At 72.0% G+C, this 22,960-nt stretch carries 17 protein-coding genes; 5 read left to right on the top strand and 12 right to left on the bottom strand.

Annotated features, from left to right (window positions below):
• Nucleotides 1-51 precede the first annotated feature (51 nt).
• Entirely contained in the window at nucleotides 52-1,038 is a 987-nt protein-coding gene (locus tag ACIPFH_RS01265; protein ID WP_401821901.1) for a LysR family transcriptional regulator, read from the top strand.
• Here the strand turns inward: ACIPFH_RS01265 and ACIPFH_RS01260 are convergent.
• Genes ACIPFH_RS01260 through aroA form a run of 3 tightly spaced genes read right to left on the bottom strand, consistent with a single transcriptional unit; the run spans nucleotide 1,031 to nucleotide 3,281 of the window.
• Complete coding sequence (locus ACIPFH_RS01260; RefSeq protein ID WP_401821898.1) at nucleotides 1,031-1,384, bottom strand: hypothetical protein; 354 nt, start codon at nucleotides 1,382-1,384, stop codon at nucleotides 1,031-1,033. The two genes, ACIPFH_RS01265 and ACIPFH_RS01260, sit on opposite strands and share 8 nt — an antisense overlap.
• Nucleotides 1,381-2,013, bottom strand: a complete 633-nt coding sequence (locus tag ACIPFH_RS01255; protein ID WP_401821896.1) for a GNAT family N-acetyltransferase — start codon at nucleotides 2,011-2,013, stop codon at nucleotides 1,381-1,383. The genes ACIPFH_RS01260 and ACIPFH_RS01255 overlap by 4 nt, the downstream gene beginning before the upstream one ends.
• A complete protein-coding gene (gene aroA / locus ACIPFH_RS01250; RefSeq protein WP_401821894.1) occupies nucleotides 2,010-3,281 on the bottom strand; it encodes a 3-phosphoshikimate 1-carboxyvinyltransferase in 1,272 nt (423 codons plus the stop codon). Before aroA ends, ACIPFH_RS01255 begins: the two co-directional genes overlap by 4 nt.
• A gap of 697 nt (nucleotides 3,282-3,978) precedes the next feature.
• On the opposite strand from aroA, the gene ACIPFH_RS01245 reads away from it, so the two are divergent.
• A complete protein-coding gene (locus tag ACIPFH_RS01245) occupies nucleotides 3,979-5,763 on the top strand; it encodes a glycoside hydrolase family 3 protein (RefSeq protein WP_401821891.1) in 1,785 nt (594 codons plus the stop codon).
• A gap of 171 nt (nucleotides 5,764-5,934) precedes the next feature.
• On the opposite strand, the gene ACIPFH_RS01240 is transcribed toward ACIPFH_RS01245, so the two are convergent.
• The 5 genes from ACIPFH_RS01240 to ACIPFH_RS01220 all read right to left on the bottom strand — a co-directional run bounded on the left by ACIPFH_RS01240 (nucleotide 5,935) and on the right by ACIPFH_RS01220 (nucleotide 13,906).
• Nucleotides 5,935-7,365, bottom strand: a complete 1,431-nt coding sequence (locus ACIPFH_RS01240) for a S28 family serine protease (protein WP_401821888.1) — start codon at nucleotides 7,363-7,365, stop codon at nucleotides 5,935-5,937.
• A 147-nt stretch (nucleotides 7,366-7,512) separates the two neighbouring features.
• Nucleotides 7,513-7,896, bottom strand: coding sequence for a hypothetical protein (locus tag ACIPFH_RS01235; RefSeq protein ID WP_401821886.1), 384 nt, complete (start codon nucleotides 7,894-7,896; stop codon nucleotides 7,513-7,515).
• 141 nt (nucleotides 7,897-8,037) lie between these two features.
• On the bottom strand, nucleotides 8,038-11,799 hold the full coding sequence (locus ACIPFH_RS01230; RefSeq protein WP_401821883.1) for an ABC transporter ATP-binding protein: 3,762 nt from the start codon (nucleotides 11,797-11,799) through the stop codon (nucleotides 8,038-8,040).
• A 91-nt stretch (nucleotides 11,800-11,890) separates the two neighbouring features.
• Nucleotides 11,891-12,997 (bottom strand): esterase-like activity of phytase family protein, encoded by a 1,107-nt coding sequence (locus tag ACIPFH_RS01225; protein ID WP_401821882.1) that lies wholly within the window; start codon nucleotides 12,995-12,997, stop codon nucleotides 11,891-11,893.
• Nucleotides 12,998-13,054: 57 nt separating this feature from the next.
• Nucleotides 13,055-13,906: a serine hydrolase gene (locus ACIPFH_RS01220; protein ID WP_401821880.1), complete on the bottom strand. Its 852-nt coding sequence runs from the start codon at nucleotides 13,904-13,906 to the stop codon at nucleotides 13,055-13,057.
• 147 nt (nucleotides 13,907-14,053) lie between these two features.
• Here ACIPFH_RS01220 and ACIPFH_RS01215 point away from each other — a divergent pair, with 147 nt between their 5' ends.
• From ACIPFH_RS01215 to ACIPFH_RS01205, 3 genes are all read left to right on the top strand, one after another.
• Nucleotides 14,054-16,453, top strand: a complete 2,400-nt coding sequence (locus tag ACIPFH_RS01215; RefSeq protein WP_401821878.1) for a glycosyltransferase family 39 protein — start codon at nucleotides 14,054-14,056, stop codon at nucleotides 16,451-16,453.
• Nucleotides 16,454-16,655: 202 nt separating this feature from the next.
• Entirely contained in the window at nucleotides 16,656-17,462 is an 807-nt protein-coding gene (locus tag ACIPFH_RS01210) for an endonuclease I family protein (protein WP_401821876.1), read from the top strand.
• Between the two features lie 234 nt (nucleotides 17,463-17,696).
• The gene (locus ACIPFH_RS01205) at nucleotides 17,697-18,047 is read left to right on the top strand and encodes a peptidase inhibitor family I36 protein (protein WP_401821874.1); all 351 of its coding nucleotides are present in this window, start codon (nucleotides 17,697-17,699) and stop codon (nucleotides 18,045-18,047) included.
• Between the two features lie 24 nt (nucleotides 18,048-18,071).
• Here the strand turns inward: ACIPFH_RS01205 and ACIPFH_RS01200 are convergent, their stop codons facing one another.
• The 4 genes from ACIPFH_RS01200 to ACIPFH_RS01185 are packed head-to-tail and all read right to left on the bottom strand — an operon-like array spanning nucleotide 18,072 to nucleotide 22,936.
• A complete protein-coding gene (locus ACIPFH_RS01200; protein WP_401821873.1) occupies nucleotides 18,072-18,731 on the bottom strand; it encodes a hypothetical protein in 660 nt (219 codons plus the stop codon).
• Nucleotides 18,732-18,756: 25 nt separating this feature from the next.
• Nucleotides 18,757-20,451 carry a thiamine pyrophosphate-binding protein gene (locus ACIPFH_RS01195; protein WP_401821870.1) on the bottom strand — a complete coding sequence of 565 codons (1,695 nt, stop codon included), beginning with the start codon at nucleotides 20,449-20,451 and terminating at the stop codon, nucleotides 18,757-18,759.
• Nucleotides 20,448-21,416 carry an agmatinase gene (gene speB, locus ACIPFH_RS01190; protein ID WP_401821867.1) on the bottom strand — a complete coding sequence of 323 codons (969 nt, stop codon included), beginning with the start codon at nucleotides 21,414-21,416 and terminating at the stop codon, nucleotides 20,448-20,450. The genes ACIPFH_RS01195 and speB overlap by 4 nt, the downstream gene beginning before the upstream one ends.
• A 56-nt stretch (nucleotides 21,417-21,472) precedes the next feature.
• A complete protein-coding gene (locus ACIPFH_RS01185; protein ID WP_401821865.1) occupies nucleotides 21,473-22,936 on the bottom strand; it encodes a sodium:solute symporter in 1,464 nt (487 codons plus the stop codon).
• Between the last annotated feature and the right edge of the window lie 24 nt (nucleotides 22,937-22,960).

The raw sequence follows: 22,960 nt of genomic DNA, 5'->3' as shown, positions 1-22,960 counted from the left end.
GGGGTCGATGATTTCCGACCCCGATACGCAAGGTCCAGTTAATGTTTCCGGGTGGAACCCATAAGCCGGCCCTCAACTCCCGCCGCCTTCGCCATCGACCTGCGCCGTCTGACCGTCCTGCGCGAACTGGAGCGCCGGGGCAGCCTCGCGCGCACGGCCGAGGCCCTGCATCTCACGCCCTCGGCGGTCTCCCAGCAGCTCGCCGCCCTCGCCCGCGACCTGGACGTGCCACTCACGGAACGGGACGGCAGGGGCGTACGCCTCACCGGCCAGGCCCGGGTCCTGCTCGCGCACGCCGAAGTCATCGCCGCCCAACTGGAGCGCGTCCGCGTCGACTTGGCGGCGTACGGGGAGGGTGGGCGGGGCTCGGTGACCGTCGGCTGTTTCTCCAGCGGCATCCTGGGGCTGCTGCCGGCCGCGCTGCGGGCGTTGCGCGAACGGGTCCCGCGGCTGCGCGTGGACGTCGTGGAGGCCGAACCGCCGGACCTGTTCACGGCGCTCGACTGCGGGCAGGTCGATGTGGCCGTCGCCGTCGACTTCGCGGCCGCTCCCCCGCACACCGACCGCCGCTACACCCGCGAGGACCTGCTGACGGACGTCCTGGACATCGCCCTGCCGCCCGACCACCCCCTCGCGGGGCACGACGAGGTGCCCTTGCGGGAGCTGGCCACCGACACCTGGATCATCGGGAACGCCCTCAGCTGCTGCGGGGCGGTGACCCGCTCGGTCTGCGCGGCGGCCGGGTTCACGCCCGACATCCGGCACGACGTGAACGACTGGGCCGCGCTGGCGGGTCTGGTGGAGGCGGGGCAGGGGGTCGCGCTGGTGCCCCGGCTGGTGCGGTCGCTGTACGCCCCCCGGCAACTGGCGCTGCGCCCGGCGCAGGGCGAGCCGCCGTCACGCAACGTCTTCGTCGCCGTACGGGCCGGGGCCGAGCAGGATCCGGTGGTGGCGGCGGTGCGGGAGGAACTCCGTACGGCGGCGGCCCTCGTACGCACCGGCGCGACCGCCCGGGAGGGGGCGGATCGCGTCAGGTGAGGGCGACGACGATCAGGGCCGCCCAGGTCACGGTCACCGCGGCCCCCCGGACCAGGGCCACCCGGTCGAGGAGGCCGCCCAGCCGACCGGTGCGGCCGGCCGGGAGGGCCCGCAGCGCCCAGGTGAGCAGCAGCGACGCCCCGGCCACGTGGGCCGGCAGGAAGAAGAGGCGATCGTCGGGATGATCCGGGTCCCAGGGCTCCCCGGCCTCGTTCTCCAGGTACAGAAGCACGGCGAGGGCGTACCAGAGGAGCGCGCTGCCCGCCGTGACGACGGTTTCCAGCGCCGAGGACAGCACCTCCCCGGGCCGGACGAAGCGCCGTGCCGCGTCCCTGACGGCGCTCAATCGGCGCTCGGCAGGAATCGCGCCACCCGCTCCACCAGCCGCCGCTCGCACTGCGGCCATTCGTCCGCCGTGACGGAGAAGATCGCGGAGTCGCGCAGGCGGCCGTCCTCGCCCGGCGCCCAGGAGCGCGACCAGTTGCGCAGGACGCCCTCGAAGCGGGCGCCGACGCTCTCGATCGCCGCGCGCGAGCGGCTGTTGCGGGCGTCCGTCTTCAGGTCCACCCGCGAGACGCCCCACTGCGCGAAGGCGTGCCGGAAGAGCAGGAGCTTGGCCTCGGCGTTGACGCCCGTGCCCTGGGCGGAGCCGGCCAGCCAGGTGAAACCGACCTCCACGGCGTCCAGTCGCTCGTCGCTCCGCCAGGAACGCGGCTCCCAGTACGAGGTCGCGCCGACCACCCGGCCGGAGGCGAGCGAGATCTGCGCGTAGGGCGCGAGCCTGCCGGTGGCCGCGCGGGCGAGCTGGGCGTCGACGTAGTCGCCGACCTCGTCCGCCCTGGGCACCCAGGTGAAGTCGTACGTCTTCCGGTTCTCCTCCGCCGCCACCGCCAGCTCGGCCGTGTGCCGGTGCTCCAGCGGCTCCAGGCGCACCAGCGCGCCCTCGAGAACCGGCCCCTCCAGCTTGAAGCTCACCCGTCGGCGTCCTTCCGCAGCAGCTTCCCCAGTTTCCCGAAGGCCTCGTGGAAACCGGGGAAAGTCTTGCGGACGCAGCCCGGGTCGTCGAACGAGATTCCGGGGACGCGCAGGCCGGTCACCGCGAAGGACATGACGATGCGGTGGTCGCCGTAGGTCTTGATGTCGGCGCCGACGGGCGAGCCGCCCGCACGGGAACCGCGCGCGCCGGGCCGGATCTCGATCCAGTCGGGGCCGGTGGCCACCTCGACGCCCAGTCGCCGGAGGTTCTCCGCGCAGGCCTCCAGGCGGTCGCACTCCTTCACGCGCGTGTTCGCCACGTCCTCGATGCGTACGGGGCCGGAGGCGAAGGGGGCGATCGCGGCGAGGGTCGGCATGGTGTCGGAGATGTCCCGCATGTTGACGGTGAGGCCGTGGAGTTCGCCGGTCCCGGCCACGGTGGTGCGGTCGGCGCCGACGTCCACCCGGGCGCCCATCCGCCGCAGTACGTCCACGAATCCCAGGTCGCCCTGGAGCGCGCCCCGGCCGAGGCCCGGCACGGTCACCTCGCCGCCGGTCAGCGCGGCCGCCGCGAAGAAGTAGCTCGCGGTGGAGGCGTCGGGTTCGATCGCGTAGGTCGTGGCACGGTATCCGCCCGGCGGGACGAGGTACGTGTTCCCCTCGCGCCCCACCTCCACCCCGAACGCCCGCATCATCGCGATCGTGATCTCGACGTACGGCACCGAGACCAGGTCCGTGACCGTGACGCGCAGGCCGGTGCGGGTGAGCGGGCCGAGCAGGAGAAGGGCGGTCAGGTACTGCGAGGACTGACCGGCGTCCAGCACCACATCCCCGCCCTCGACGCCGGCCGCCCGCACGGTCAGCGGGTGGTGGCCCTCCGCCTCCTCGTGCCGCAGGTCCACGCCCAGGTCGCGCAGGGCGCGGGTGAGCGGGAGGAGGGGGCGGCGGCGCATCTGCGGGGAGGCGTCGAAGCGGTAGGTGCCGTGGCCGGCGGCGGCGAGGGTCGGCAGGAAGCGGGCCGTGGTCGCGCCGTCCCTGCAGTAGACGTCGGCCTCGGCGAGGGCGGGTCCCTGCGGGCGGCCGTCGACCTGCCAGGCGTCCGGTGTCCGTCCCACGCGGTAGCCGAGCCGTGTCAGGCCCTCGGCGAACCCCTCGGTGTCGTCGGAGCGGAGGGGGCGCCGGAGGGTGGTGACGCCGTCGGCGGCCGCCGCGAGGAAGAGGGCGCGGGCGGTCAGCGACTTGGAACCGGGGATGTCGACGAGGGCCATGCCCCTCATGATCCCGCGCCGGTCCGCTCCTGCGCCGGTACGTCCACGGGATGGACGAGTGTCGAAGCGGTTCCCTCCGGTTGAACGACAGGCTCGGCAGCGGGCTCGGAGACCGGCCGGACGGAGGGCTCGGCGGCGGTCCCGGACCTCCGACAGCGCACTCGGAGACCCGTCGGACGGCGGGCTCGACACCAGTCCCGGACCTCCGACAGCGCACTCGGAGACCGGCCGGACGGCGGGCTCGGCGGCGGTCCCGTACGGGAGGAGGGGGCCACCGTGGCGCACGGAGGCGACCCGCCGTCCGGCGATCGCGGAGGCGGTGCGGGTGGCCGCGCGAACAGTGGCCGAGGGCGTCGGCCCAGCAGCACCCCCGTCCACGTTCACCCGACGGGCGTGGGGTGACCCCGCGTCGGACGATCGCCCCGCCGGTCTCCCGTGTCACACCCGTACCGACTTCCGGTAATTCGCGCGTGGCCGGGAACCCTGGCCGAAGCCCGCTCGTCCAAGTGCCAAGCTGTCGGACGAGTCACCTCGTTGCGGTGTCGGCCCTCGCTGCTGGCTGCGATCGCTGACCCACCCTTCCGCCGCACCGGGGCCGGCAGCCGAGCCGTCATCGGCGCGCCCCCCTCCAATGCGCCGATGGCGGCGCCTCCCGCGGGTAGCGTGCGCCACCGGCCCCCCACCGGAAGGAGCGCACATGCCCTCCAGACGCACCGTCCTCGCCGCCGGCGCGGGCGTCACCGCCGCCCTGACCGTCGGCGGTTCCGCGCACGCGGACGACCGTCGTCCCGGCGAACTCCTCTCCCGGATGACCCTGGAGGAGAAGGTCGGCCAGGTCTTCGTCTCGCGGGTGTTCGGCCACTCGGCGACCGCGCCCGACCGGGCCGACATCGACGCCAACCTCCGCGAACTCGGCGTCCGCACGGCAGCCGAGCTGCTCGCCCGCTACCGGCTCGGCGGGATCGTCTACTTCACGTGGGCGCACAACACCCGCGACCCGCGGCAGATCGCGGACCTCTCCGACGGCATCCAGCGGGCCTCCCTCCAGCAGCCGCGCGGCCTGCCGGTGCTGATCTCCACCGACCAGGAGCACGGTGCCGTCTGCCGCGTGGGCAGCCCCGCCACCCTCTTCCCGGGCGCCATGGCGATCGGCGCCGGCGGCAGCCGCGCCGACGCCCGTACCCTCGGCCGCCTCGCCGGCCGTGAGCTGCGGGCGATGGGCATCCGGCAGAACTACTCCCCGGTCGCCGACGTCAACGTCGACCCGGCCAACCCGGTCATCGGCGTCCGCTCGTTCGGCGCCGATCCGGACGCGGTGGCCGCCCTGGTCACGGCGGAGGTCGAGGGCTACCGGGCGGCGGGCGTGGCGGCGACCGCCAAGCACTTCCCCGGGCACGGGGACACGGCCGTCGACAGCCACACCGGCTTCCCCGTCATCACCCACTCGCGCGAGGTGTGGGAAGCGCTGGACGCGGTGCCCTTCCGGGCGGCGATCGCGGCCGGCGCCGACTCCCTCATGACCGCGCACATCCTGGTCCCCTCCCTCGACGCGTCCGGGGATCCAGCCACCCTTTCCCGCCCGATCGTCACCGGCATCCTGCGCGAGAGGCTCGGCTACGACGGGGTCGTGGTCACCGACGCCCTGGACATGGCGGGCGTGCGCACGAAGTACGGCGACGACCGGGTGCCCGTGCTGGCTCTGAAGGCCGGCGTCGACCAGCTCCTCAACCCGCCGGACCTGGCCGTAGCCTGGAACGCCGTCCTGAGGGCCGTACAGGACGGGGAGCTCACCGAGCGGCGGCTCGACGCGTCGGTCCTGCGGATCCTGCGGCTGAAGGCCCGGCTGGGGCTGCTCGACGAGCCGTACGTCCGCCCGGCCGACGTCGGGCGGACGGTCGGCACACGGGAGCACCGCACCGCGGCCGACCGGATCGCCGAGCGGACCACGACGCTGCTGGTCAACAAGGGGCCGCTGCTGCCGTTGTCGCCCCGGACCCACCCGCGGCTGCTGGTGGTCGGCGCCGACCCGGCCTCCCCCACCGGCACCACGGGCCCGCCCACCGGTGTGCTCGCCGCCGCCCTCACCGAACTGGGCTTCGGGGCGACGGCCCTGTCCACGGGCACGGCCCCCTCCGCCGAGACGATCATCCGGGCGGTGACGGCAGCGGGCGGGGCGGACGCCGTGGTGGTCGCGACCTACAACGTCACGGCGGACGATCCGCAGCGGACTCTGGTGGACCGACTGGCGTCGACCGGGCGGCCGGTGCTGACGGTGGCCGTCCGCAACCCGTACGACGTGGCACAACTCGCCTCCGCACAGGCCTGCTTGGCGACCTACTCCTGGACCGACGTCGAACTGCGGGCCGCCGCCCGGGTGATCGCCGGGGTGGTCGAGCCGCGCGGGAGGCTGCCGGTGCCCGTACGGCGGGCGGACGATCCGGCGCAGGCGCTGTACCCGATCGGGCACGGCCTGACGTACTAGGCCGTGCCCGCGAGCCGGCGGGCGACGGCTCGGGCGCGCCCGAAGACGCGGTACGAGGTGGTGCGGGCCGTGGACGACCGCGCGAAGTGCCCCCGGCGTCCACGGCCCTCTACGGGCGACTCGGCGGCGGCACGGATCCGGTGGGATGCGCGCGGCCGGAGCGCGTGGTGCTCACGGGCGCAGCGCGGGCTCCCGTTCCACGTCCCGTACGTCCAGCTTCGCGTCGAACTTCGCGAGGGGCTTGGCCTGCGAGACGGCGGTGGGCGAGACGCCCGCCCAGGCCAGGATCCGGGCCGTCGCCAGGGACTTCTCGTCCGCGACCAGGCCGGCGACGTTCGCGCCGTGGTTCAGGCCGGGGGCCGTGAGGACGTAGCTGTCCTTCGCGCCCTTGCCGAGCCGGAAGCGCTCCGCGCCCCACGGGTCGTTCTGGCCGTAGACGAAGAGCATGTGGTGGGCGTTGTGCGCCACCCAGGTGTCGACGTCCCGCATCGCCCGCGGCTGGAACCTCATCGTGATGTCGCGGGGGACGAAGTTGCGCGGGGGCTGGTAGCCGTAGCGGACGTACTTCGTCTCGATGTGCGGGAAGTGGATGGTGGGGGCGCCCAGTTGGGTGCCCGCCTGGTAGTAGTACGGCGTGTACGGGGACAGGCCCTGGTCCGTGTAGAACGAGAAGCCCGAGATCGTGTCGATCGACGTCCAGATCTCGTCGTCCGTGGCGGTGGCCGCGTTCGCCGGGATCGTCCCGCAGTCGGACAGCAGGCTGTACTGCCAGAAGCCCCAGACGTAGTCGAGGACGACCGCCTCGTAGGCGCGGTCCAGGCTCCCGATGGTGGTGAACGTGTAGCCGTTCTCCGCCGCGTACGCCGCGTACTTCTTCTCCAGCGGCTCCCGGCGCACGAGCGCCTCACGCTGTACGGCGTTCAGCCGGTCGCGGCACTCCTTGGTGCCGACGGCCGCGAAGAAGCGGTCGTAGGCGGAGTCCTCGTCGTTGACGACGTCGTTCGGGGCGACGTAGGCCACCACGCCGTCCATGTCCTTGGGGTAGAAGCGCTCGTAGTACGTCGCCGTCATACCGCCCTTGGAGCCGCCCGTGGAGATCCAGTTCCTGGGGTAGATCTTCTTCAGCGCCTTGAAGATGCGGTGCTGGTCGCTCGCCGCCTGCCAGATGTCCAGCTTGGACCAGTCGGCCGGATCGGGGCGGGAGGGCGTGAAGAAGCGGTACTCCATGGAGACCTGGTTGCCGTCCACGATCTGGGTCGGCTCGCGGCGGCCGGGGTTGGTGGAGACGTTGTAGCCGCCGGTGTAGAAGACCGTGGGGCGCGTGGTGTCCTTGTGCAGCACGGTGATCCGCTGCTGGAACGTGCCCCTGGCGGGGTGCCGGTGGTCCACCGGCTGGGTGTAGTTCAGGACGAAGTAGCGGTAGCCGGGGTACGGCTTCTCCTCGATCAGGCTCATGCCCGGTACGGCGAGGAGCTGGTCCTTGATGTCCGTGCCGGCGGTGGCCTTGGGCTCGGCGGCGGTGGCCGCCCCTGCCGTGGCCGCCGTGCTCAAGGTGCCTATGAGCACCGTGAGCGCCAGCAGCCATCTGAGCGCCTTGCGCATGCGCGTGCACCCTCCCTGTGAGACAGATGTGCGTCGCCGGAAGCTATCGGAGCAACACCCGTCACACCAGAGGGGGTTGACCTGCCGCGCCGGTCCCTCGGCGAGGGATGGGCTTCGGTCGGGGATTCAGCGGGGTGTCCCACAGGGTCAGCAGAGGATCCAGCCCGAGCGGTACGAGCCGCCGGCCACCGCGCCCGTCACCCGCACACACCGGTGTCCCGCGTACACCCTGGCCGGCGGGGAGCTGCGCTTGTGCTTCCTCGACTTCCGGACGGCGACATGGCCGCGGGCCTGCACGCTCACCGAGATCTGCCGCTTCGTGCCGGAGTTCTTCTGGACGGTCACGGCGCAGACGTATCCGCCGCCCTTGTAGACCAGCACGGAGCCGGTGGAGAAGGGCAGCGTCCGCACCTTCCGGCCCGGGCAGGACGAGGAGCCCGAGGCGGCCTGGGCGCTGCCCGGCACCGCGACGGTGAGCAGCGCGGACACGATCAGCAGGACCAGTCCGAGCACCAGCCGCCGGACTGTCACTCGTCGCGCACCTGCGCCCACGGTTCCCGCCCCTCCCACGTTCGCCGTACACACGATCGCCGTACTGATGTACGGACGCAGGACGCCCGCCGAATGGTTGCGCGCGCCGCCCCTCCCGCTGCCGCGCGCAACCCGGCCCGCTCACACCGCCGCGGGCTCGTCCTCTCCCACGAAGGTCCGCCACAGGCGGGCGTACCTTCCGTCCAGGGCGAGCAGCTCGTCGTGGGTGCCGTCCTCCATCACCCGGCCGTGGTCCATGAGCACGACGCGGTCCGCTCGGGCCGCGGTGGTCAGGCGGTGGGCCACCACCAGGGTCGTACGGCGGCCCGCCAGACGGTCCGTGGCCTGGTTGACCAGGGCTTCCGTCGCCAGGTCGAGGGCGGCCGTCGCCTCGTCGAGGAGCAGGACGTCCGGGTCGACGAGCTCGGCGCGGGCCAGCGCGATCAGCTGGCGCTGGCCGGCGGAGAGGTTGCGGCCGCGCTCGGCGACCTCGTGGAGGTAGCCGCCGTCGAGGGTTGCGATCATCTCGTGCGCGCCGACCGCTCTGGCCGCCGCCTCCACCTCGGCGTCGGTGGCGTCGGGCCGGCCGTAGGCGATGGCGTCGCGCACCGTGCCGGGGAAGAGGTACGCCTCCTGCGGGACGACGCCCAGCCGGTGCCGGTACGAGGTGAGGTCGAGGGAGCGCAGGTCCGTGCCGTCGACGGTGACCCGGCCGCCGGTGGGGTCGTAGAAACGGGCCACCAGCTTGACGAGGGTCGACTTGCCCGCGCCGGTCTCGCCGACGAAGGCGACGGTCTGGCCGGCCGGAATGCTCAACTCGACGCCGGTCAGGGCCTCTTCGGGTTCGTCGGCGGAGCCGTACTTGAAGTGCACGTCCTCGAAGGTGATCTCGCCGCGCAGCGAGAGGACCTCGAGCGGCTCCTCGGCGGACTTCGTGGACGTGGGCTCCTGGAGCAGCTCCTGGATGCGGCCCAGGGAGACGGTCGCCTGCTGGTAGCCGTCGAAGACCTGGGAGAGCTGCTGTACGGGGGCGAAGAACAGGTCGATGTAGAGGAGGTACGCGACCAGGGCGCCGGTGGTGAGGGTCGCCGCGTCCACCCTGCCCGCGCCCGCGATCAGGACCGCCGCCGCCGCGACCGACGACAGCAGCTGCACGAACGGGAAGTAGACCGAGATCAGCCACTGGCCCCGGATACGCGCCCTGCGGTAGCTGTCGCTGCGCTCCGCGAACCGCGCCGAGCCGTCCCGCTCGCGCCGGAAGGCCTGCACGATCCTGAGCCCGGAGACCGACTCCTGGAGGTCGGCGTTGACCGTCGACACGCGCTCGCGGGCGAGTTCGTAGGCCTTCACGCTCGCCCGGCGGAAGAAGTACGTGGCGACGACCAGGGGCGGGAGCGTCGCGAAGACGACCAGCGCGAGCTCTACGTCGATCACCAGCAGGGCGCCCATGATGCCGAAGAAGGTGACGACCGAGACGAAGGCCGTGACCAGGCCGGTCTGCAGGAAGGTGGAGAGGGCGTCGACGTCCGTCGTCATCCTCGTCATGATCCGGCCGGTCAGCTCCCGCTCGTAGTAGTCGAGTCCCAGGCGCTGGAGCTGGGCGAAGATCTTCAGCCGGAGGGTGTACAGGACGCGTTCGCCGGTACGGCCGGTCATCCGGATCTCGCCGGTCTGCGCGACCCACTGCACCAGCACGGAGAGCAGTGCGAGCAGCGAGGCCGCCCAGACGGCGCCCAGCGCCGCCCGGGTCACGCCCTGGTCGATGCCGTGCCGGATCATCACCGGCAGCAGGAGGCTCGTTCCGGCGTCGACGGCGACCAGGCCGAGGCTGACGAGGAGGGGCGCACCGAAGCCGCGCAGCAGCCTGCGCAGGCCGTACGACTCCTCCGGCCGGACCGCCCGCCCCTCGTCGACGCCGGGAGTGTCGGCGGCCGGGGGCAGCGCCTCGATCTGGGCGAGGAGTTCCGGGGTGGCCGGCATCCCGGACAGGGCGGTGTCCTTGCGTTCCCGGTCGCCGGTCCACAGCCGGGGGGTCACCCCGCGTTCGGCGTCGAACTCGGCGTCCAGCTCGTCGCGGACGGTCGTGTCCTCCTGCGACGCCGATCCCCCGGCTCGGGTGAGGCCGGGGGTGGGGGACGGCTGGGCGTGGCCGGGCGAGGCGCCGCCGAGCTCGTCGGGGTCGGTGAGCAGCCGGCGGTAGAGCGCGGAGCGTTCCTGGAGCTCCTCGTGGGTGCCGAGGTCGGCGAGGCGGCCGGCGTCCAGGACGGCGATGCGGTCGGCGAGGCCCAGGGTGGAGCGGCGGTGCGCGATGAGGAGCGTGGTGCGGCCCCGCATGACCTGCTTGAGGGCCTCGTGGATCTCGTGCTCGACCGCCGCGTCCACGGCGGAGGTCGCGTCGTCGAGGACCAGCAGGCGCGGGTCGGTGAGGATCGCGCGGGCGAGCGCCACGCGCTGGCGCTGGCCGCCGGAGAGGGTGAGGCCGTGCTCGCCGACCGTCGTGTCGTAGCCGTCGGGCAGCTCGGCGATGAACCGGTCGGCCTGGGCGGCGCGGGCGGCCGCCTCGATCTGCTCCTGGGTGGCGTCCGGGCGGCCGTACGCGATGTTGGCGCGGACGGTGTCGGAGAAGAGGAACGAGTCCTCGGGGACCAGGCCGATCGCGGCCCGCAGCGAGTCGAGGGTGAGCTCGCGGACGTCGTGCCCGCCGATGAGGACGGCGCCCCGGGTGACGTCGTAGAAGCGCGGCAGGAGAAGGGAGACCGTGGACTTGCCCGAGCCCGAGGAGCCGACGACCGCGAGGGTCTCGCCGGCGCGGATCTCGAAGGTGAGGCCGTCGAGGACGGGCCGGCCGGGGTCGTAGCCGAAGGCCACGTCGTCGAACTCGACGGTGGCGGGGGCGTCGGCGGGCAGCGCCTTGGTGCCGTCCGTCATCGACGGCTCGGTGTCGATCAGTTCCAGGACGCGTTCGGTGCCCGCGCGGGCCTGCTGGCCGACGGTGAGGACGACGGCGAGCATCCGCACCGGGCCGACGAGCTGGGCGAGGTAGGTGGAGAACGCGACGAACGTGCCCAGGGTGATGTGGCCGCCCACGGCCAGCCAGCCGCCGAGCGCCAGCATGGCGACCTGGCCGAGGGCGGGGACGGCCTGGAGGGCGGGGGTGTAGACCGAGTTCAGGCGGATCGTGCGGAGCCGCCCGGCGAAGAGGCGGCGGCCGACCTCGCGCAGTTTGCCCGTCTCCTGGTCCTCCTGGCCGAAGCCCTTGACGACCCGTACGCCGCTGACGGCGCCGTCGACCACGCCCGCGACGGCCGCGGCCTGGGCCTGGGCGTACCAGGTGGCCGGGTGGAGCTTCCTACGGCTGCGTCCGGCGATGTACGCGAGCGCGGGTGCCACGGCGAGCGCGACCAGGGTGAGCGGCAGTGACAGCCACGCCATGATCACCAGGGAGATCAGGAAGAGGAGGAGGTTCCCGATCGTCATCGGGAGCATGAAGAGCAGGCCCTGGATGAGCTGGAGGTCGCTGGTGGCGCGGCCCACGACCTGGCCGGTGGACAGCTCGTCCTGACGCCGGCCGTCGAGGCGGGTGATCGTCTCGAACATGTCGGTCCGCAGGTCGTGCTGGACGTCGAGGGCGAGGCGGCCGCCGTAGTAGCGGCGGATGTAGGTGAAGGCGTAGACGAGGACGGCGGCGGCGATCAGGGCCCCCGCCCAGGGCGCCATGCCCCGGGTGTGGTCGCCGATCACGTCGTCGATGATCACCTTGGTGACCAGGGGGACCAGCGCCATGACGGCCATGCCGGCCAGCGAGGAGCCGAGCGCGAGGACGACGTCCGTCGGGTGCCGCCAGGCGTACCTGGCCAGTCTGCGCGCCCAGCCTCGCTGCCGCTCCCCCTGCTGCGCTGCCACTCCGGTGCCTTCCTGTAGTCCGAGTCCGCCGGAAGGCACCAACGCCGGAGGAAGCGGATTTCATCCCTCCGCAACAAACGGGAGCGTGTGGTCAGACACGTACCCGCAGGTGGTAGAGGCGGGTCGTCTGTGCCGCGTTCTGGTTGTCGTCGCTGACCAGGAGCACCCGCAGACCGCCCCGGCCGCGGCCCGTGATCACCATGCCCTCGATGTTGTCGAGCAGCGGGTTCGGCTGGGGCTGCCCGGCGGTCGCTCCCAGTGACGGGCAGTCCGCGATGTCGGCGAGGAGGGTCTTCTCGACCGGACGGACGTCGTCCTGTCCCGTCAGGTGCTCGATGCCGCCGGTGTCCGTCGCGTGGCGGGGGTCGGCCAGGTAGAGGCGGACCGTGTTGCCGACGCCGGCGGTGAAGCCGCGCTCCAGGACGAGGAGCCGGCCGTCGGGAAGGGCCTGGACCTCGGGGACGCCGAGTCCGGAGTCGGTGCGGTAGGCGTACTGCGCCGCGAGCGCGAACCGGCCGTGCTGCCGCCGCCAGGTCTGGAAGCGGACGATGCCCGTGCTGTCGCCCGCGATCGCGTACTCCATGGACGCGAGGAGGGTGTTTCCGCCCGGGAGGAGGGTCAGTCCCTCGAAGGTCTGGTTGGCGGTGGCGCGGCCCGCCGGGGCGACGAGGAGGGAGGACGGGACCGGGAGGCGGTCGAGGAGCTTGCCGTCGCCGCTGTAGCGGCGGACGGACGGCTCGGTCTCGGAGGTGATCAGGAAGGTGCCGGTGGGGGTCTCCCCGTTCGAGCGGGGCCGGGGGTGGGCGAGGTCGATGACCAGACCCTCGCTGTCGAGCGCGGCGCCGCTCTCGTCGGCGAGCGGGACGACCGACTTCGGGGCGAGGGTCCTCGCGTCCAGTCGGAAGAGGGCGGAGCGGTCGGAGAGGGCCGCTAGGGTGCCGTCCCGGTCCAGGGCGAGGGCGGAGAGATTACCGACGAAGGCGCCGTCGAAGGTCGTCTTGTCGAGGGCGTCGGAGAAGCGGTCGATGGAGACGGCCGGTGAACAGGCGTGGCCCGTAGCCGTGCCCATGGCCACGCTCATGGCCGGGTTCGTGACCGTGTTCCCGGCCGGGACGGGGTTGGCGGGCCAGGCGGCGGTGAGGGTGGTGGCCGCCGCCAGGCCGGCGGTGAGGGTGGCGAGTACGGTTCGCAGGGGCATGGGCGTCACCGTAGGACGGGTCGGTGACGTGCGGTGGGACACCGCGTAAACGCTGGTTCAGGAGGCGGCCAGGTCCTTGTGGATGACCTTGGCGACGCCCTGAATGGTCGTGATGCCGTAGTTCATCGTGCTGTTGCCATGGGTGAGGACGGTCATGACGTAGTCGTGGCCGCCACCCTTGAAGGTGCCGACGCTGTGCACCCGCCAGCCGAGCGTGGTGCGCGACAGCCATCCGTTCTTGACGTGCCAGCTGACCCCGGCGGGCCTCCCGTAGGGGGTACCCCAGCGCTGCGAGGAGATGACCTGGCCCATCAGCGTGTTGACGTAGGCGCGCGAGGTGTCGGTGAGGACCGTGTTCTTGGCGGTGAGCAGCTTCAGCAGCTTCTGCTCGTCGTTGGCGGTGATCTGGGTCAGGCCCCAGTAGTTGTTCGCGCCCGGCTTGGTCTGCGTCATCTTCGCGGCCGTCAGGAAGTTCCTGATCTTCGTCAGGCCGAGCTGCTTCCACAGGGTCGAGGTGGAGGCGTTGTCCGACTTGGTGATCATGGCCGTGGCGAGGGTCTTCTCCCGGCTGGTCAGCGCCCGGCCGGTTTTCTGCGCGTCCCACAGCAGCGCGGAGAGGACGGTGACCTTGACGACGCTGGCCGAGTCGAAGGCGGTGGAGCCGCGCAGGAAGCAGGTGGTGTCCGTGCTGCGGTCGTAGAGGCCTACGGCGACCGTGCCCTTGCGGTTCGCGAGTGCGGCGGTGATGTCCTTCTTCAGCTTGGCCGCGAGGCCGGCCTTCGCCGACGTACAGCTCACGGTGGAGGTGGCGGCCTCGGCGGGCGCGGCGGCGGCCACGCCGGTTATGAGGATGCCGGCGGTGAGCCCGGCGCCGACCAGCCTTCTGTGTCCTGGGGTTCGGTGAGTCATGCCCTGTTGACACACGGGTCCACGGGAATGGTTGTACGAATCGCCTCGGGTTTGGGGAAAGTCCGGGCAACTCGTTACCGCCGCCTGTGCGTTCTCACAGGCGGCGGCCAGCTCCGGCACAGCGACCACCCACAACGGCCGTACAGCATGCGCAGGGTGACATCTGCCACCGATCCTTCCTCAAGCTCTCAACTTCGTTCGAGCGGGGGAGAGCCCAACCCCCACCCGACCGTGCCCCCCGCCGTGTCCCCGGACCGGTCGCCGCCGACGACCTCCGATACGGCGCCCCCGTCGCCCACGCCGGACCGGGCGCCGCGCTGGTCGCTGCCGGCGCTGATCGCGATCATGATCCTGGCGGCGGTGCTCTACTCCTGGAACCTGTCCGGGTCCAGCCTGAACAGCTTCTACAGCGCCGCGATCTACAGCGGTACGCGGAGCTGGAAGGCGTGGTTCTTCGGCTCGCTCGACGCCGGGAACTTCATCACCGTCGACAAGCCGCCGTTCGCGCTCATGATCATGGGCCTGTCCTGTCGGATCTTCGGTTTCGGCACCTGGCAGATGATGCTGCCGGAGGTCGCGGCGGCGCTGGGCACGATCTGGATCCTGCACTCCTCGGTGAAGCGGGTGTTCGGACACGCGGCCGCCGCCGTCGCCGCCCTCGTGCTCGCGCTGACGCCGATCACCGTCGCCATCAACCGCGACAACAACCCCGACACCGTCCTCGTCCTGCTCATGGCGGCCGGCGCGGCCCTCGCCCTGCGCGCCACGCGCGACGACAGGCTGCTGCCGCTCCTCGGCTCCGCGGTCTGCTTCGGGCTCGCCTTCAACACGAAGATGCTCCAGGGCTACATCGCCCTGCCCGCCGTCTTCGCCGTGTACCTGTACGCGTCGAGGCTGGGCTGGAGGAAGAAGGCCGTGAACCTGGCGCTGGCCGCCGTGGCACTGGCCGCCGCCAGCTTCTGGTGGGCCACGGCCGTGTCCCTGGTGCCCGCCGACGACCGGCCGTACATCGGCGGTTCGACCGACGGCAGCGCCTGGGACCTGATCATGGGCTACAACGGCCTGGGCCGGGTCCTCGGCGGCGAGGGCAACGGCGGGGGTGGCGGAGGCGGCGGCGGAGGCGGCACCTTCGCCGGGACGGCGGGACTCGGCCGGATGTTCAACGACATCCTCGGCGGCCAGATCTCCTGGCTGATCCCCTTCGCGGCCATCGCGCTCGTCGCCGGCCTGGTGCTGTGCGGCCGCGCCCCGCGCACCGACGTGACGCGTGCCGCGCTGATCCTGTGGGGCGGCTGGTTCGTGCTGCACTACCTGACCTTCGCCATGGCCGAGGGCACCATGCACCCGTACTACACGACCGCGCTCGCCCCGGGCATCGCGGCACTCTGCGGGGGCGGCGGCGTCATGCTGTGGCGTGCCTTCCGCGGCGGCGACGCCCGCTGGTCGTGGGTGCTGCCCGTGGGGCTCGCGGTCACCGGCGTCTGGGCGATCGTGCTGCTGCGCCGCGCCACCGGCTGGAACACCTGGCTGTGGCCGGTCGTCGGCGTGGTCATGGTCCTCGCCCTCGTGGGCCTGATCGTCCTGCGGTCCGCGAGCTCCGGCACCAGGGTCCGGCTGCTCGGCGCGTCCGTCGCCACGGCGGTCGTGGCGGCCCTCGCCGGCCCGACGGCGTACGCCGCCTCGCCGGCCTTCGGTTCCACCGGCGGCATGATGGGCGGCACCAACCCGACCGCGGGTCCGTCCACCGGCGGCGGCATGGGCGGCCCCGGTGGCGGCGGTGGCCGGGGTGGCTTCGGCGGCGGCAACGGCGGCCAGGCTCCCGGCGGCGCCCAGCAGGGCGGCCAGGCGGGCGGCGAGTTCCCCGGCGGCGGCAACGGCCGGATGACGCCGGGCGGCGGCGACGGCGAACTCCCGCCGGGCGGCGGCGCCCCCGGCGGAGCGCCGAGCGGCGGCCAACAGGGCGGCACGAACGGGGAGTTCCCCGGTGGCGGCACCCAGGGCGGCACCCAGGGCGACGGCGAGAGCGGCACGGCCCCGGGCGGCGGCACGGGTGGCGGCGGCATGGGCGGTGGCGGCATGGGCGGCGCCGACAGTCAGCTCATCTCGTACCTGGAGAAGCACCAGGACGGCGCCACCTGGCTGATCGCGGTCTCCAACTCGCAGAGCGCGGGCCAGATGATCCTGAGCAGCGGCAAGCCCGTCATCTCCATGGGGGGCTTCACCGGCAGCGACCAGGCGATGACGCTCGCCAAGCTCAAGGAACTGGTGGAGAAGGGCGAGCTGCACTACATCCAGCTCGGCGGCGGCATGGGCGGCAACAGCAGCCTGAACCAGGAGATCACCGCCTGGGTGCAGAAGAACGGCACGGCGGTCGCGGCGAGCGCGTACAGCTCGACGTCGGGCTCCGCGTCCGGCTCCGGGGCGACGTCAGGCTCCGGGGCCACCGGCTCCGGGTCCGCATCCGGTACGGAGGCCTCCGGTTCCGACACCTCGACCCAGTCCGGCACCTCCGCCGTCTACCGACTGGACGCCTCGGACGTGAGCTGATCCGCACACCGACCGGCACAGCACCAACGGCCCCCGACTCTCCGGTCAGGGGCCGTTTCGTCGCATCAACTCGCGTAGACAAGGGGCAATTTGCCGGTTCTCGTCATCCGATCGACATGTCAGATTCATTTACAGGGCCGCATGTGCATGTCACTCTCCCGATTGCCGCCTCCAATCAACCCGCGTAGATCGGACACCCCACATGCTGGCGACACGCATACGCCGATGGAAGTCGGTGGCGCTTGCCACCACTGCCGTCCTGGTCGGCCTCACCGCGCCCGCGCTCACCGCGACCCCCGCCGCGGCGACCACGACGGCGTACGACTCGACGTACTACAAGAACGCGGTCGGCAAGACGGGTACGAGCCTGAAGTCGTCCCTGCACACGATCATCAGCGCCAACGTCTCGAAGATCTCGTACTCCGCGGTCTGGAACGCGCTGAAGGTCACCGACCAGGACCCGAACAACAGCAGCAACGTGATCCTGCTGTACAGCGGTGTCTCGCGCAGCAAGTCCCTCAACGGCGGCGACGTCGGCGACTGGAACCGCGAGCACGTGTGGGCCAAGTCCCACGGCGACTTCGGCGAGGTGACCGGTCCCGGCACCGATCTGCACCACCTGCGCCCCGCGGACGTCCAGGTCAACAGCATCCGCGGCAACCTCGACTTCGACAACGGCGGCAGCACGGTCACCAACGGCGGCGGCAGCCTCGTCGACTCCGACTCCTTCCAGCCGCGCGCCGCGGACAGGGGCGACGTGGCCCGCATGATCCTCTACATGGCCGTGCGCTACGAGGGTGACGACGGCTTCGCCGACCTGGAGCCCAACGAGAAGGTCGGCAACGGCAGCAACCCGTACATGGGCAAGCTCTCCGTGCTCAAGGCGTGGAGCGAGGCGGACCCGCCGAGCGCCTTCGAGGAGAACCGCAACCAGGTCATCTACGACACCTACCAGCACAACCGCAACCCGTTCATCGACCACCCGGAGTGGGTCGAGGCGATCTGGTAGGACGGGAACCCGCGCAAGCACGGAGGGGCTGAACTTCCCTTGTCATGAGGGAGGTCCAGCCCCTTCGACGTTTCCGGCACCCGCCGTGGGCAGTCGGTGTTGTTGAATGACTAGTTCCCTCACACCGGTGAAGTCGATCTTCGTCCCGGGCATGTCGCGCTGCCCCGACGCAAGGCTGTGGACGCCTCGGCGAATCCGCCGGAGCGATTCCGACTCCCCTTCCCGGAGACCTTCATGAAGCTTCGCGCCTGGTCCTTCGCCGCCGCTCTCGCGCTGACCGCCCTCGCCCTGCCCGCCCCGAGCGCCTCGGCGGCCGCGGCACCGTCCTGTCCCGACGGATCGGTCTGTTTCTACAGCGGCGAGAACTTCGGCGGCAGCAGCTGGGAGTGGACCGCCCGCAGCGGCTACCGCGACATGCCGCCCTACCTCCACGACCATGTCGGTTCCTTCGTCGCGAGCACCCGCGCCTGTTTCATCAACTGGGGTCCGGTGGAGAAGCGGAACGTCTTCAACGCCGACTACCGCACCCGCTACCTGGGCGACTTCGGCGGCCGGATCGACGCGGTGGGCCCCGGCGCCTGCTGAGCCCTGCCCCGCACCGCCCCGGCCCTACCGCTCGCCCGCGCCGCGGGGAGCGCCGTACCAACGCCATCGCGTGAGGCGCGGGTGGCCCGGGAGTTCCCCCCGGCCGGTGGCCCACAGCAGGGTGGGCCACCGGTCGGTGCCGGTCGGGGCGTCCGGAAAGAGCCTCGCCAGCACCCGGTCGCACAGTCCGGCGTCCGGCTCCCACCGCACACCGAGCCCCCCGGCCACGTCGTGCAGGTGCACCAGCGTCTCGACGACGCCCATGGCCGCGAACCCCTCGGGGTCGGAGACCCCGAAGACGTGATGCGATCTGACCGTGGACGGTGTCGTGCGCACCATGGCGGTCAGCAGCGCCCCGCAGGCCTCCAGCACCTGTGCGAGTCCCGCCGCCCCGGCCGAACGGTCCGCGAAGATGACGTTCGCCGGCGCGCCGGTCCGCTCCGCGCGCCACACGAAGGGCACCTCCGTGTCCGACGGCGCGCCGCGCGGGCCCAGTTGGGCGGCGTAGGCGAACAGGTCGTCGGCCAGATGCTCGACGGTCTCCCAGCGACTCCACTCCAGGGAACCGGCCCTGGCGTCCCAGTCGGCCGCCTCGGCCCCCCGCAGTGCGTCCACCGCCAGCCCGACCACGTCCCGTACGTCGTCGGCGGTGACGGGGCCGGGTGATCCGTGTGCTTCAGACATGGCTGGACCGTATCAACGGTCCTTCCTAGGACAGATGCGTGGGCGCGAACATCCGCAGCAGGGCCGGGAGGACGACCACCGAGGGGCCGGGCGTGGACAGCGCCTTCGCCAGGTCCGCCTCCAGGGTCTGTGGAGACGTCCGGGCCCCCGGTACACCGAACGACTCCGCCAGGGCCACGTAGTCGGGGCGGGTCAGTTCGGTGGCCGTGGGCTCGCCGAAGGCGTCGGTCATGTACTCGCGCAGGATGCCGTAACCGCCGTCGTCGACGATCAGCCAGGTGACGTTCAGGCCGTACTGCCTGGCCGTCGCCAGCTCGGCGATCGAGTACAGGGCGCCGCCGTCACCCGACACCGCCAGCACCGGGCGGGTCGGATCGGCCGCCGCCGCGCCCAGCGCCGCCGGGAAGCCGTAACCCAGGCCGCCCGCGCCCTGGGCCGAGTGCATGAGGTTGGGGCCCTTCGCGTCGAAGGCCGACCAGGCCCAGTACGCGAGGATGGTCATGTCCCAGAAGGACGGGGAGCCGGCCGGCAGCGCCCTGCGGACCGACGCCAGCACGTCCTGCTCCAGGGTGAGTTCCTGGGCGGCGATACGGTCGGCGACCTTCGTGAGGACCTCACGGACGCGCTCGGCGGCCCCCTGCCGCGGCCGCTCCACCACCGTCTCCACCGTCTCCAGCAGCGCCTGCAACGCCAGTCGCGCGTCCGCGTGGATGCCGAGCGCCGGGTGGTTCGACTCCAGCTTCCCCAGGTCCGCCTCGATCTGGACGACCCGGCCCCGCGGCTTGAACGTGTGGTAGTTGGAGGAGAGTTCGCCGAGCCCCGATCCGACGACCAGGAGTACGTCCGCGTCCTCGAGGAAGTCCGTGGTGTGGCGGTCCTCGATCCAGGACCGGAGCGAGAGGGGGTGCTTCCAGGGGAACGCCCCCTTGCCGCCGGGCGTGGTGACCACCGGCGCCTGCAGCACCTCCGCCAGTTGCTTCAGCTTGCCCGAGGCGTCCGACCGTACGACTCCCCCGCCCGCGATGATCGCCGGACGGGCCGCCCTCGAGAGCAGGTCCGCTGCCACCGCCGTCAGCTCGGGGCGCGGCGGCAGTTCGTCGGGGAAGGCGTCGCCGCCGGTCACCACGGGGATCGACGTCTGCGCCAGCAGCACGTCCTGCGGGATCTCCACCCACACGGGGCCGTGCGGCACGCTCAGCGCCGACTTCCAGGCCGCCTCGATCGTGGACGGGATCTGCGACTGGGTGCGGACGGTGTGGACGGACTTCACCACGCCCCTGAACGAGGCCGCCTGGTCCGGGAGTTCGTGCAGGTAGCCGTGGCGGCCACCGCCCAGGCCGGGGGTCGGAACCTGGCTGCCGATCGCCAGCACCGGCGCCGAAGCGGCCGCCGCCTCCTGGAGCGCGGCCAACGACGTCAGCGCGCCCGGGCCCGTCGACAGCAGCAGCGGGGCCGCCTCGCCCGTGATCCGGCCGTACGCGTCCGCCGCGAACCCGGCGTTGTTCTCCACCCGCAGGCCGATGTACCGCAGCGAGGAGCGGCGCAGCGCGTCGAACATGCCGAGCGCGTGCTGGCCGGGCAGACCGAAGACGGTGGTCGCGCCGAGCCCGGCCAGCGTCTCCACGACCAGGTCTCCGCCGTTGCGGCCGGCCGGAGGGTTCAGAGCGGCGGAGATCTGCGCCTGAGTCGGACGGAGCACCAGGTCGTGGTCGTGAGTCACTTCGCGCGAGCCTCGGCAATCTGTCGGGACATGATCGTGGTCAGTTCGTACGCCGTGTGGGACGCGGCCACCGACGTGATCTCCGCGTGATCGTACGCGGGGGCCACCTCGACGACGTCCGCCGAGACCAGGTTGCACGAGGCCAGGCCGCGCAGGATCTCCAGGAGCTCGCGCGAGGTCATGCCGCCCGCCTCCGGGGTGCCGGTGCCGGGGGCGTGCGCCGGGTCCAGGCAGTCGATGTCGATGGAGATGTAGAGGGGGCGGTCGCCGATGCGCTGACGCAGTTGGTCGGCGATCTCGTCGGCGCCGCGCCGGTACACGTCCGCCGAGGTGACGATGCCGAAGCCCATCTTCTCGTCGTCGGTCAGGTCCTGCTTGCCGTACAGCGGGCCGCGGGTGCCGACGTGGGAGAGGGCCTCGGTGTCGAGGATGCCCTCCTCCACCGCCCGGCGGAACGGTGTGCCGTGGGTGTACTCCGCGCCGAAGTACGTGTCCCAGGTGTCGAGGTGCGCGTCGAAGTGGAGCAGGGCCACGGGTCCGTGCTTCTTCGCGACCGAGCGCAGCAGCGGCAGCGCGATGGTGTGGTCGCCGCCCAGGGTCATCAGGCGGGCGCCCGTGCCCAGCAGGTCGTCGGCCGCCGCCTCGATCGTCTCCACGGCCTCGTGGATGTCGAACGGGTTCACCGCGATGTCGCCGCCGTCCGCGACCTGGGCGAGGGCGAAGGGGGAGGCGTCCTGCGCCGGGTTGTACGGCCGCAGCAGCCGGGACGCCTCGCGGATCGCGTTGCCGCCGAAGCGGGCGCCCGGCCGGTACGAGACGCCCGAGTCGAACGGCACGCCCACCACGGCGACGTCGGTGCGGCCGACCTCGTCGAGGCGGGGCAGCCGGGCGAAGGTCGCGGGGCCCGCGTACCGCGGAACGCGGGAGGAGTCGACGGGGCCGCGGGGCGTCTCGTTGCCACTCATGGTCAAATGCTCTCTTTCTTACGCTTCATCGCGTATGTACTACTTCTCGTACGACTCTACTGGGACACCGGAACGGGGGAGGCTCCGGCCGCCTCGGGGGTCCGGCCGGCCAGTCGCTCGCGCCAGGCGGCCAGTACGGCGGGGTCGGTGGCCGGGGTCGCCAGGGAGACGGCGAGGTAGGCGGCCAGGGAGGCGAGGAGGCCGTAGTAGACCGGCTCGTTGGCGAGGATGCCGTAGCCGGCCATCAGGCCGATCACCGCGACACCGCCGACCACGACGGAGGCGAGGGCGCCCTGGACCGTGCCGCGCTTCCAGAGCAGTCCGCCGAGGATGGGGACCAGCAGTCCGCCGACGAGCAGGTTGTACGCCACCGTCAGCGCCTCGACGACGTTGTTCAGGGCGATCGCCGTGATGATCACCGCGACGCCCATCAGGAGGATGAACAGGCGGTTGCCCCTGACCTCGTCGCGTTCCTCGCCGTCGGCGCTCACCACGCCCCGAAGCCGCGACCAGATGTCGTTGTTGGCGACGGTCGCGCAGGCGATCAGCGCACCCGACGAGGTCGACATCACGGCGGCGAGCGCGGCGGCCAGTACCAGCCCCCGGACGCCGACCGGGAGTTCGTCCTTGACGATCGTCGCGAAGGCGGCGTCCGCGGAGGCGAGGTTCGGGTAGAGCACCTTGGCCGCGGTGCCGATGACGGCGCCGGCGAGGGCGTACACGAGACAGTAGGTGCCCGCCACCGTGCCGCCCCACTTGGCCGTCCGGTCGCCGCGGGCGGTGAACACGCGCTGCCAGATGTCCTGGCCGATGAGCATGCCGAAGGTGTAGATCAGCACATAGGTGAAGATCGTCTCGCCGCCGATGCCCAGTGGGTCGAAGTACCCGGTCGGCAGCTTCGCCTTCATCTCGCCGAAGCCGCCCGCCTTGACGACCGCGATCGGCAGCAGCAGCAGGAGCACGCCGATCGTCTTCACGACGAACTGCACCATGTCGGTGAGGGTGATCGACCACATGCCGCCGAGCGTCGAGTACGCGACGACGATCGACCCGCCGAGGATGATCGCGACGGTCCTGTTCATGTCGAAGAGGACGTCGAAGATGGTGGCGTAAGCGATGGTCGACGTCACGGCGAGCATCAGGGTGTACGCCCACATCACCACGCCCGAGATCACGCCGGCCCGGCCGCCGTAGCGCAGGTCCAGCATCTCGGAGACCGTGTAGACGTTGAGGCGGGCGATGCGGGCCGAGAAGAAGACGGAGAGGGCGAGCAGGCCCAGGCCGATGGTGAACACCATCCACGCGCCGGACAGCCCGTACTGGTATCCCAGACCCACGCCGCCGATGGTGGACGCGCCGCCGAGGACGATCGCCGCCATGGTGCCGGAGTACATGACGGGCCCGAGGCGACGCCCCGCGACCAGGAACTCGCTCTTCGAACGGGCGCGGCGCATGCCCCACCAGCCCATGGCCAGCATGCCGGCCAGATATACGGCGATCACGGTGTAGTCGACGGCCACGGGGCCCACCCTTCTTGATGGCTG

It is taken from the genome of Streptomyces sp. NPDC088157 (assembly GCF_044741545.1).
GTDB lineage: Bacteria > Actinomycetota > Actinomycetes > Streptomycetales > Streptomycetaceae > Streptomyces.
Note: the sequence above shows the minus strand (reverse complement) of the source record. Positions and strands in the feature narration are given on the sequence as shown.

What these genes read in the sequence shown, in the direction of transcription:
- ACIPFH_RS01200 (WP_401821873.1), bottom strand. Translation starts at nt 18,731, where the DNA reads ATGTCTGAAGCACACGGATCACCCGGCCCCGTCACCGCCGACGACGTA.
- ACIPFH_RS01245 (WP_401821891.1), top strand. Translation starts at nt 3,979, where the DNA reads ATGCCCTCCAGACGCACCGTCCTCGCCGCCGGCGCGGGCGTCACCGCC.
- aroA (WP_401821894.1), bottom strand. Translation starts at nt 3,281, where the DNA reads ATGGCCCTCGTCGACATCCCCGGTTCCAAGTCGCTGACCGCCCGCGCC.
- ACIPFH_RS01220 (WP_401821880.1), bottom strand. Translation starts at nt 13,906, where the DNA reads ATGACTCACCGAACCCCAGGACACAGAAGGCTGGTCGGCGCCGGGCTC.
- ACIPFH_RS01210 (WP_401821876.1), top strand. Translation starts at nt 16,656, where the DNA reads ATGCTGGCGACACGCATACGCCGATGGAAGTCGGTGGCGCTTGCCACC.
- ACIPFH_RS01205 (WP_401821874.1), top strand. Translation starts at nt 17,697, where the DNA reads ATGAAGCTTCGCGCCTGGTCCTTCGCCGCCGCTCTCGCGCTGACCGCC.
- ACIPFH_RS01240 (WP_401821888.1), bottom strand. Translation starts at nt 7,365, where the DNA reads ATGCGCAAGGCGCTCAGATGGCTGCTGGCGCTCACGGTGCTCATAGGC.
- ACIPFH_RS01215 (WP_401821878.1), top strand. Translation starts at nt 14,054, where the DNA reads ATGCGCAGGGTGACATCTGCCACCGATCCTTCCTCAAGCTCTCAACTT.
- ACIPFH_RS01225 (WP_401821882.1), bottom strand. Translation starts at nt 12,997, where the DNA reads ATGCCCCTGCGAACCGTACTCGCCACCCTCACCGCCGGCCTGGCGGCG.
- speB (WP_401821867.1), bottom strand. Translation starts at nt 21,416, where the DNA reads ATGAGTGGCAACGAGACGCCCCGCGGCCCCGTCGACTCCTCCCGCGTT.